Genomic DNA, 9,965 nt, shown 5'->3' with positions numbered 1-9,965 from the left:
ACGTCGTCGCGTAGCCGGCCTCCTCGAGGGCCGCCTGCACGGAGCGCGCGGCCCGGGTCTCGCCGTCGCCGACCGTGTCGGGGTCGCCGGTGTTCACGCTCTCGATGCGGATGAGGTCGCGGATGAACCGCAGCGCCTCCTCCTCGAGCAGCGAGCCGGCCGGGGGAACGTCGTTCGAAGCCATGTCGTTCAGTGTTCCCCTACTCCGCGGACTTCCACGCCGCGACGAGCGAGTCGAGGCGCGAATCCGCGCCCAGCGTCACGCCGTGCACCGCCGGCTGGGTGCCGAGGATCGACGTCAGCTCGTGCACCGGGACCTGGTGGAACTCCGTCGCGATGCGCTCCTGCGCGTCGGCGAGCACGGCATCGCGCCCCGCGGCATCCGCCACCGCCGCCTGCTCCTGCAGCAGCGACTCGAGCTCGGGGTCGTCGAGGTGGAGCCGGTTGGTCGCCGCCGTCGAGTACGTGGTGCGCAGCACGTCGCCGTCGGCGCGCGACAGGTTCTGCCAGGACAGGTCGAAGTCCCCCGACTCCTGCAGCTTCAGGAACTCCGGCACCGTGCCGCCCACGAGGTTCACCTCGATGCCGACCGCCTTCAACTGCTGCTGGATGAGCTCGAGCGACGTCTGGTTCGGGCCGAAGTTCGTGATCCACGCGAGGTCGAGCGAGAGTCGCTCGCCGTCGCGCTCGCGGATCCCGTCGGATCCGGGCGCCCAGCCGGCCTCGTCGAGCAGCTCCTCGGCGTGGTCGGGGTCGAAGGCGAAGCTGCCCGACTGGTCGGCGAACCCCGGCGTCGTCGCGGCGAGCGAGCTCGTGGCCACCGCGAAGAGGTCGTTGAGCGCGGTGTCGCGCACCTCCTCGGCGTCGATCGCGTTCGCGATGGCCTCGCGCACGGTGCGGTCGGCGACGATGGGACGCGCCTCGTTGAAGTAGACGCCGAACGTGGCGCCGGGGTTGCCGCGGTGCACGAGCGGGAACCCGCCGTCCTCGAGGGTCTGCACGTCGATCGGCTGCACGCCCCCGATGACGTCGACCTGCGCGGAAGCCAGGCTGCCCGTGCGCACGCCCGCCTCGGGCACGACCTGGAAGGTCACGGTGTCGAGGTGCGCCGCACCGTCGTTGCCGAGGGGCGCCGGCCCCCAGGCGTAGTCGTCGCGCCGCCCGAGCACCGTCTGCACGTCCTTCGTGTACTCGTCGAGCGTGAAGGGTCCGCTGCCCACCACGGCCGAGCCGTCGGCGCGCTCGGCGAACGGGGTCGCACGGGTCGAGTCCGCCACGATGCCAAGCGCGACCGATGCGGCCGAGCTCGGGAACGCGGCGTTCGGCGCGGCGAAGTGCACCTCGACGGTGTCGTCGTCGACGGCCACCGTCTCTGCGTACCCGATGAAGGAGCTGATCGCCTGGCTTTCGGCGCCCGCCGCGACGATGTCGTCGAAGGTGCCCTTGACGTCGGCGGCCGTGAGCGGCGAACCGTCGGAGAACGACACGTCGTCGCGCAGCTCGAACGTGAACACCGTCGCGTCGTCGTTGCTCGACCACTCGGTGGCCAGCCAGGGCTCGAGCGCCCCGCTCTCGGGGTCCTGGTAGAGCAGTGAGTCGACGAGCTGGCGCGTGACGTAGAGGGTGTCGTTGCCCGAGCCGGTGCCCGAGGGGTTCAGCGAGATCGGGTCGTTGCCGATGGCGAAGACGAGGTCGCCGCCCTCGGTGACGGCGGTGTCGGATGCCGCGTCGGAGGTGCTCGCGGCGGTGGCGCAGCCCGTGAGGGCGAGGGTCGTGGCCGCGACGGCGGCGGCGAGGGCGGTTCGGGGATGGATGGACATGTGCTGCTCCTGGTGTTCGGTCGGTTCGGAATGCGTGGACGGGATGGAATCGGGTGGATCAGTGGGCCGGATGCCGCGTGCGCGCCGCATCGGAGCCCGGGATGGCGTCGAGCAGAGCCCGCGTGTACGGGTCGCGAGGGGCCCGGAACACCGCGTCGATGCCGCCGCTCTCGACGACCCGGCCCTCGCGCATGACCACGACCTCGTGCGCGATGCGGCGCACCACGGCGAGGTCGTGCGAGATGAACAGGTAGCTCAACCCCAGTTCGCGTTGGATGTCGACGAGCAGCGTGAGGATCTGGTCCTGGATCGAGACGTCGAGCGCCGAGACGGGCTCGTCGAGCACGAGGAGTTCGGGCGAGATCGCGAGGGCGCGGGCGATGGCGACGCGCTGCCGCTGCCCGCCCGACAGCTCGGCCGGCTTGCGCCGCAGCACGCTGCTCGGCAGGGCGACGACGTCGATGAGCTCGGCCACCCGCCGCGCCCGCGACGCGCGGGTGCCGAGCCGGAACGCCTCGAGCGGATCGGCGACGATCGCGCCGATCGTCAGCCTGGGGTTCAGCGAGGCGTACGGATTCTGGTGCACGAGCTGCGCGCGCCGGCGGAACTGCCGCAGCGCCCGGCCCTCCAGCCGCGTGAGGTCGTCGCCCGCGAACTCGATGCGACCCGAGGTCGGGTCGGCCAGTCGCAGCACGAGCCGTGCGGTCGTCGACTTGCCCGACCCCGATTCCCCGACGACGGCCAGCGTGCGACCGCGCGGGATCGCGAAGCTCACGCCGTCGACCGCCCGGTGGGTACCGCCGCCGGCCGCGCGCGGGACGGGGAACTCCTTCACCAGGTCGATCGCCGCGAGGAGCACTGGCGGCTCGGGCGCCGTCGCGGCATCCGGTGCCGTCCCCCTCGCCCTCGACACGGAGCGCGGATCGTCGAGGCTCGGCGCCGCCGCGATGAGCTGCTTCGTGTACGGATGCCGCGGGGCGCCGAGCACCTCGGCAGGGGTGCCGGTCTCGACCACCTCGCCCTGCGACATCACGACGATGCGGTCGGCGCGGTCGGCGGCCACTCCAAGGTCGTGCGTGATGAGCAGCACGCTCGTGCCGAGCTCGCGCTTGAGCACGTCGATGCGGTCGAGGATCTGACGCTGCACGGTGACGTCGAGCGCGCTCGTCGGCTCGTCGGCGATGATGAGCGCCGGCCGGGCGATGATCGCGATCGCGATGAGCACCCGCTGGCGCATGCCTCCCGACAGCTCGTGCGGGTACTGCTCGGCGTGCACCTCGGGGTCGGGCAGGCCCGCCTCCGCGAGCGCCTCGACGGCCCGGTTCCGGGCGGTGCGCCGGTCGGCGAGCCCGTGGATGCGCAGCACCTCGCCGACCTGGTCGCCGATGCGCTGCACCGGGTTGAGGCTGACCGTCGGGTCCTGCGGGACGAATCCGATCGCCCGACCCCGGATGCCACGGAGCTCCGCCTCCCCCGCTTGTGCGAGGTCGCGGCCTCGGAACCGCACGGAGCCGCCCGCGATGGCCGCCGACGGCGGCAGGAGGCGCAGGATCGCGTGCGCGGTGGTGGACTTGCCCGATCCGGACTCCCCCACGATCGCGACCGTCTCCCCCTGCCCGATGGTGAGGGACGCCTCACGCACGCCGTCGATGACCGCGCCGTTCACCCGGTAGGTCACGGCGAGGCGGTCGACGACGAGGAGGTCGGCCGGCCGCGGCGCGTCGGCCGCGATGTCGGTGCGGGCGGTGGGCGGCACATCGGTTGCGAGGCTCATCGTGCTCGTCTCCGTTCGAGGTCGAGGGCGTGGGACAGCCGGTTCGCGGCCAGCACCGTGGCGGCGATGACGAGGCCCGGCATGGTGGTCAGCCACCATGCGCTCCGGAGGAAGTCGCGGCCTCCGGCGACGAGCGATCCCCACTCGGGCGTAGGCGGCTGGGCGCCGTAGCCGAGGAAGCTGAGGGCGGACACGGCGAGGATCGCGGTGGCGAACTCGAGCGTCGCGAGCACCAGCACCGGGCCGGCCGAGTTGGGCAGCACGTGCCGGAACAACACCCGGCTCCACCGGTCGCCCGACGCGTGCGCGGCGTCGACGTACACCGAGGTGCGCACCCGCAGCACCTCGGATCGCATGATCCGGGAGACGGATGCCACGCTCGCGATGCCGACCGCGATCGCCACGTTCACCGTGCCGAAGCCCAGCGCGGTGATGATCGCGAGCGACAGCAGCAGCGAGGGGATCGCGAGCAGCACGTCGGCGAACCGCATGACGCCCGCGTCGACCCAGCGGCCGACGAACCCGGCGAGCAGGCCGAGCAGCGTGCCGAGGACGAGCCCGACCGTGACCGCGATGCCCGCGGCCTGGAGCGATAGGGCGGTGCCGTGCACGACGCGGGTGAACAGGTCGCGGCCGAGCTGGTCGGTGCCGAACCAGTGCGCGGCCGACGGCGGCTGCAGCCGATCGGCGGGCACGCCCGCGAGCGGATCGCCCGGGGCGAGCACCTGCGGGGCCACCGCTGCGAGCACGACGAGCGCGAGCCAGACGACGGCGACCAGGAGGGTCGGCCGCGCGACGAGCCGTCCGGCGACCCCGATCGTGCGGGACGCGGCATCCGTCGACCGCGAACGCACCGCGTCGCCGAACCTCGCCGACGCGGTGGCCGCGAAGAGGTCGTCGGACTGCTGGCGCTCCCCCGACGTGAGCGTGACCGTCTCGGTCATGAGGTCTCCTCCCTGGCGGCGGGCGTGAACGCGGGTCGTGGCGTGCGCGACCGGGAACGGCCGCCGGCCCCGAGGATGCGGGGGTCGAGGAGCGGGTACACGAGGTCGACGAGCAGGTTGGCGATGACGAACGTCGCCGCGGCGAACAGCACGATGCCCTGCACGACGGGCACGTCCTGCTGCTGCACGGCGCCCGCGGTGACCCGGCCGAGTCCCGGCCGTGAGAAGACCGTCTCGGTGACGACCGTTCCCGACAGCAGCTGGCCGACAATCAGCCCGGTGATCGTGAGGGCGGGCAGCGCGGCGTTCTTCAGCGCATGCCCGAGGTGCACGCGGGCGCGATCGGCGCCCTTCGCCCATGCGGTGTCGACGTACGGCTCCGACAGCGTGGTCGCGAGGCTCTTCGACAGCAACTGGGCGATCATCGCCCCTGTCGGCAGCGCGAGCGCGATCGCGGGGAGCACGATCGACGCCGGTCCCCGGTCTCCCACCGCCGGGAAGATCGGCAGGCTGAAGGAGAACCACTGGATGAGCATCAGCCCGAACCAGAACGCCGGGATCGCGACGCCGAGCGGGGGCAGTCCGAGCAGCACGTTCGCGAGCCACCCGCGGCGGGTGTAGTTCGCGAGGATCGCGAGGCCGGCCCCGAACACGACAGCGAGCACGAGCGCCGCCGACGCGATCGCCGCCGTGGGCGGGATGGCCTCGCCGATGACCTCGGTGACGGGCCGGCCGCTCACGAGCGAGCGCCCGAGGTCGCCGTGCAACGCGGCGGCGAGCTGGTCGAGGTACTGCACGAGGAGGGGCCGGTCGAGGCCGTACTGCGCGCGCAGCGCGTCGAGCTGCTCGGGACTGATGTCGTTCGCGTCGGCTCCGGCCAGCAGCGACACCGGGTCGCCGGGCAGGGCGTAGAGCACGAGGAACGCCACGGTGTACGCGGCCCAGAGCACCCCCACCGCCTGCAGGAGCCGGATGCCGAGATACCTCACCATCGTTGGGCTCCTCCATCCGACACGTCCGGCGCGTCCTGCGCCCGTGATCTCTCCGGCACCCATCCGAGTTCGGGTGCGATGCGCGTCGCGACGTCCTCGAGGATCTGGAGGTAGTCGTCACCCGAGAACTCGTACGGCAGCTCGAGCCGCAGGTCGGTGATCCGCGCCACCACCGGGTCTGCGGCGAGCTGCTCGAGGATCTCCTCGGCGCTGCCCACGAGGTCGCGGGCGAACAGGGTGCGCCGCTCGCCGTGCGGCTGCAGGGTGCGCTCGATGCGGCTCGCGCGATACTCCTCGTACCGCGAGCGCGTGCGTCGGTCGGCGCCGTCGGTGGGGACGATCACCCGCCCGAGCGCGACGCGCGGCGCGCCCCGGCCCCGGTACGACTCCCGGTAGCGGTCGAGCACCGCCAGCTGGGCGGTCGCGAAGTCATCGGTCGTCTCGCCCGAGACGATGTTGCCCGTGAGCAGGCCGAGGCCCCGGCTCGCGGCCCACTCGGCGGAGTGGCGGGACCCCGCGCCGTACCAGATGCGGTCGCGGAGGCCGGGGCTGTGCGGCTGGAGCCGTGGACGCTGGATGTTGCCGGGCGAGTGGATGACCGTCGTCTCGTCGCCGAGGAACCCGCCGTCGAGGTTCTCGAGGAGCCGTTCGATGCGGCCGTGCGAGAAGTCCTGCCCGGTCCAGTCGCCGTCGAAGACGCGCGCGCCGATGAGCTCCACGTGAGGCGGCCGGCCCGCGCTGAGTCCCACCTGCAGTCGTCCGCCCGAGAGCACATCCGCCGTGGAGAGGTCCTCGGCGAGGCGGAACGGGCTCTCGTACCCGATCGGGATCACCCCGGTGCCGAGCTGGATGCGGGACGTGCGCTGGGAGGCGGCGGCGAGGAACACCGCCGCCGACGAGACCCCGTGCTCGAGGTGCCGCTGCCGCACCCAAGCGCCGTCGAACCCGAGTCCCTCGCTCGCCTCGAACAGGCGCAACGTCTCCTCGAGGCCCAGCTCGGGGTACGCGTCGTCGTAGTTGCCGGGCGTGAGGAAGGCGAGGGTCGCCAGGGGTCGCCGAGTGGTCGGTGCGGATGCGCCCACGGATGCGGGTTCGGTGATCTCGGTGGTCGGCGTCACGGGGTCTCCCTCTTCACGTGGTGGTTCGGTGCGGTCGGCACCACTGTTTCGCCGGCTCGGAGCGTGCCGCAAACGTCGTCACGCCGCGTGACGCAGCGTGAAGCGATGTGGCGATTGCGACGGCGGATGACGCGCCGAATCGGTCGCCGGAAGGCGYCGGATGAAGGGATGTTGCGATCGGCGGCGTCCTGTGACGAAGGCTGTTGCACGGCCGCCCGGCCCAGCCGAGAGTGGCCGCTATGACACGACGAACCAMCATCGCCCTCGCCCTCGACGGCGCCGGCTGGCACCCGGCCGCGTGGCGCGACCCCTCGGCCCGGCCGGCCGAGCTGTTCAGCCCCGGTTACTGGATCGAACTCGCACGCACGGCCGAACGCGCCGGCGTCGACTTCCTCACCATCGAGGACGCCCTCGGCGTGCAGTCCTCGTCGTTCTGGGGCGTCGACGACCGTGTCGACCAGGTGCGCGGCCGGCTCGATGCGCTGCTCATCGCCTCCCTCATCGCGCCGTCCACGAGCCGGATCGGGCTCGTGCCCACGGTGACCACGACCCATACCGAGCCGTTCCACGTCGCGACCGGCCTGCAGACGCTCGACTTCGCGAGCCGCGGCCGGGCCGGCTGGCGCGTGCAGGTGTCTGGGGCGGCGCACGAGGCCCGCCACTTCGGCCGGCGCGAGATCGCCCCGCTCGACTACGACGCCGTGCGCCGCGGCGACTCCGAGGTCGTGCGCGACCTCTTCGACGAGGCCCGCGACGTCGTCGAGGTCGTGCGCCGCCTCTGGGACAGCTGGGAGGACGACGCGATCATCCGCGATGCCGCCACGGCGCGCTTCGTCGACCACGACAAGCTGCACTACGCCGACTTCGAGGGCGAGCGCTTCTCGGTGAAGGGTCCCTCGATCACCCCGYGCTCCCCGCAGGGCCAGCCCCTCGTCACCGCGCTCGCGCACCAGACGATCCCCTACGAGCTCGCGGCGACGAGCGCGGACCTCGTGTTCGTGACGCCGCACGACGACCTGCAGGCGGCCTCGATCCTCGCCGAGGTGCGCGACGCCGAGTCCCGCGTCGGCCGGGATGGCAGGCCGCTCTCGGTGCTCGCCGACGCCGTCGTGCTCCTCGAAGCGACCGCCGCGGGTGCCGCCGCCGCACTCGAACGGCTCGACGCCTGGCACGGCGCGCCCGCGACATCCGACGCCCTCATCTTCGCGGGCACGCCCGAAGCACTGGTGGAGCAGATCGACGCGTGGACCGCGCTCGGCTACGACGGCGTGCGTCTGCGCCCCGCCCGCCTCACCCGAGACCTCGACCAACTCGCCGAGTGGGTGCTCCCGGCCTTCGACCGAGCGGATGCCGCCGGCACGACCCTGCGCGAGCGCCTCGGCTTCGAGCGCCCCGCCAACCGCTACGCCGTGGAGGAGACCGCAGCATGAGCACGACACCCCGCCAGGTGCACCTGGCCGCCCATTTCCCCGGCGTCAACAACACCACCGTGTGGAGCGACCCGCTGCAGCGCAGCCAGATCGACTTCAGCGCCTTCGAGCACTTCGCCCGCACCGCCGAGCGCGGCCGGTTCGACTACCTGTTCCTCGCCGAGGGGCTGCGGCTGCGCGAGCACAAGGGGCTCATCCACGACCTGGATGTCGTCGGACGACCGAACACCCTCGCGGTGCTCACGGCGCTGGCCGCCGTCACGCGGCACATCGGGCTCGTGGGCACGCTGAGCGCGACGTTCAACGAGCCCTACGAGCTCGCACGCCAGCTCGCGACGCTCGACCACCTCTCGAACGGACGCGCCGGCTGGAACGTCGTGACAAGCTCGGACGCGTTCCACGGCGCGAACTTCCGCCGCGGCGGCTTCCTCGACCACGCCGACCGCTACACCCGGGCATCCGAGTTCGTCAGCCTCGCGAAGGAGCTGTGGGACAGCTGGTCGCCCGACGCGATCGTGGCCGACCGGGCGGGCGGACGGTTCCTCGCCGACGACGGGATCGAGGCGTTCGCGCACCGCGGTCCGCAGTTCGACGTGGCCGGCCGGTTCAACGTGCCGCGCAGCCCGCAGGGCTATCCGGTGATCGTGCAGGCGGGCGACTCGGCCGACGGCCGCGACTTCGCCGCCGAGCACGCCGAGGTCATCTTCTCGCGGCACAGCGCGTTCGAGGAGGCGCAGCAGTTCTACCGCGACGTGAAGGGCCGGCTCGCGGGCCGCGGCCGCACCGAGGACTCGCTGAAGATCCTGCCGGCCGTCACCTTCGCGCTCGGCGACACCGAGGCCGAGGCGGCCGAGCGCGCCCGCGAGGACGCGCTCGCGCAGGTCGGTCCGAAGACCGCCATCACCGTGCTCGAGCAGGTCTGGGGCGTCGACCTCTCGGATCGCGACCCCGACGGCCCGCTGCCCGAGTTCGACCCCGACCCCGAGGCCTCGATCACCAAGGGCTGGGCACCGCGGTACCCCAACGCCGTGCAGATCGCCCAGGGCTGGCGGGCGCGCTCGGAGGCGGAGGGGCTCAGCATCCGAGAGCTCGTCATCGCGGTCGCCGGACGCCAGTCGTTCGTCGGCGCGCCCGCCACCGTCGCCGCGGAGCTCGACCGCTACGTGCAGGAGCGGGCCACCGACGGGTTCGTCATCGTCGGAACCACGTCGCCGCACGGCCTCGACGAGTTCGTCGAGCGGGTCATCCCCGAGCTGCAGGACCGCGGCGTGTACCGCACCGAATACGAGGAGGGCGCCACCCTGCGCCGCACGCTCGGACTCCCGGAGCCGACCGAGCTCGCCGAGGAGGTGCGTCGTGTCGGCTGAGACCACGGATGCCGCGGGCCGAGGGTCGCGCGCGAGGCGCGTGCCGCTCGCGGTGCTCGACCTCGTGCCCATCGCGGCGGGTTCGACCGCCGGCGAGGCGCTGCGCAACTCGATCGACCTCGCCCAGCGAGCGGAGGCGTTCGGGTACGCGCGCTACTGGCTCGCCGAGCACCACCTGAATCCGGGGGTCGCCGGATCGGCGCCGCACACGCTGCTCGGCATCATCGCGGGGGCGACCGGGCACATCCGCGTCGGCACGGCCGCCACGATCCTCGGCAACTACGAGCCGCTGCAGGTGGCCGAGGCGCTCGGCACGGTCGCGGCGCTCTGGCCCGACCGGGTCGACCTCGGGCTCGGGCGGTCGGGGTTCCCGCCGCCGGCGGCTGCCGGCGCCGCACCCGAAGCCGAGAAGGCGGCCCCTGTGGCATCCGACACCGTGGAGAACCGGGTCGTCGACGGCCTCGTGGTGCCGCCGGCGCGCCCGTTCGCGTTCGACCGTGCGCGCTTCGCGCTGCAGGGC

8 protein-coding genes and 1 pseudogene are annotated in these 9,965 nt (G+C 72.9%); 3 read left to right on the top strand and 6 right to left on the bottom strand.

Annotated elements, in window-relative coordinates:
- From AC1DY2_RS09485 to AC1DY2_RS09460, 6 genes and pseudogenes are all read right to left on the bottom strand, one after another.
- A pseudogene (locus AC1DY2_RS09485) lies at positions 1–184 on the bottom strand (M20/M25/M40 family metallo-hydrolase); the annotation flags it as partial.
- A 16-nt stretch (positions 185–200) separates the two neighbouring features.
- Entirely contained in the window at positions 201–1,820 is a 1,620-nt protein-coding gene (locus AC1DY2_RS09480; protein WP_476762191.1) for an ABC transporter substrate-binding protein, read from the bottom strand.
- A 58-nt stretch (positions 1,821–1,878) separates the two neighbouring features.
- A complete protein-coding gene (locus tag AC1DY2_RS09475; RefSeq protein ID WP_476762190.1) occupies positions 1,879–3,594 on the bottom strand; it encodes a dipeptide ABC transporter ATP-binding protein in 1,716 nt (571 codons plus the stop codon).
- Positions 3,591–4,538: an ABC transporter permease gene (locus AC1DY2_RS09470; RefSeq protein WP_476762189.1), complete on the bottom strand. Its 948-nt coding sequence runs from the start codon at positions 4,536–4,538 to the stop codon at positions 3,591–3,593. The genes AC1DY2_RS09475 and AC1DY2_RS09470 overlap by 4 nt, the downstream gene beginning before the upstream one ends.
- The gene (locus AC1DY2_RS09465) at positions 4,535–5,530 is read right to left on the bottom strand and encodes an ABC transporter permease (protein ID WP_476762188.1); all 996 of its coding nucleotides are present in this window, start codon (positions 5,528–5,530) and stop codon (positions 4,535–4,537) included. The genes AC1DY2_RS09470 and AC1DY2_RS09465 overlap by 4 nt, the downstream gene beginning before the upstream one ends.
- Positions 5,524–6,648 carry an LLM class flavin-dependent oxidoreductase gene (locus AC1DY2_RS09460; RefSeq protein ID WP_476762187.1) on the bottom strand — a complete coding sequence of 375 codons (1,125 nt, stop codon included), beginning with the start codon at positions 6,646–6,648 and terminating at the stop codon, positions 5,524–5,526. Before AC1DY2_RS09460 ends, AC1DY2_RS09465 begins: the two co-directional genes overlap by 7 nt.
- Positions 6,649–6,887: 239 nt before the next feature.
- Between AC1DY2_RS09460 and AC1DY2_RS09455 the strand changes: the two genes are divergently transcribed.
- The 3 genes from AC1DY2_RS09455 to AC1DY2_RS09445 form a co-directional block, all read left to right on the top strand.
- Positions 6,888–8,078, top strand: a complete 1,191-nt coding sequence (locus tag AC1DY2_RS09455; protein ID WP_476762186.1) for an LLM class flavin-dependent oxidoreductase — start codon at positions 6,888–6,890, stop codon at positions 8,076–8,078.
- Entirely contained in the window at positions 8,075–9,445 is a 1,371-nt protein-coding gene (locus AC1DY2_RS09450) for an NtaA/DmoA family FMN-dependent monooxygenase (protein WP_476762185.1), read from the top strand. The genes AC1DY2_RS09455 and AC1DY2_RS09450 overlap by 4 nt, the downstream gene beginning before the upstream one ends.
- The coding region (locus AC1DY2_RS09445; RefSeq protein WP_476762184.1) for an LLM class flavin-dependent oxidoreductase at positions 9,435–9,965 on the top strand (531 nt) is incomplete at its 3' end. The genes AC1DY2_RS09450 and AC1DY2_RS09445, both read left to right, overlap by 11 nt.

It is taken from the genome of Agromyces sp. P1_H4, from assembly GCF_056405255.1.
The sequence above is the reverse complement of the archived record's forward strand: the minus strand, read 5'-3'. Positions and strand labels throughout refer to the sequence as shown.

Bases quoted from the DNA above. Each gene is read 5' to 3' on its own strand.
- AC1DY2_RS09450 (WP_476762185.1), top strand. From the start codon at position 8,075: ATGAGCACGACACCCCGCCAGGTGCACCTGGCCGCCCATTTCCCCGGC.
- AC1DY2_RS09475 (WP_476762190.1), bottom strand. From the start codon at position 3,594: ATGAGCCTCGCAACCGATGTGCCGCCCACCGCCCGCACCGACATCGCG.
- AC1DY2_RS09480 (WP_476762191.1), bottom strand. From the start codon at position 1,820: ATGTCCATCCATCCCCGAACCGCCCTCGCCGCCGCCGTCGCGGCCACG.
- AC1DY2_RS09465 (WP_476762188.1), bottom strand. From the start codon at position 5,530: ATGGTGAGGTATCTCGGCATCCGGCTCCTGCAGGCGGTGGGGGTGCTC.
- AC1DY2_RS09470 (WP_476762189.1), bottom strand. From the start codon at position 4,538: ATGACCGAGACGGTCACGCTCACGTCGGGGGAGCGCCAGCAGTCCGAC.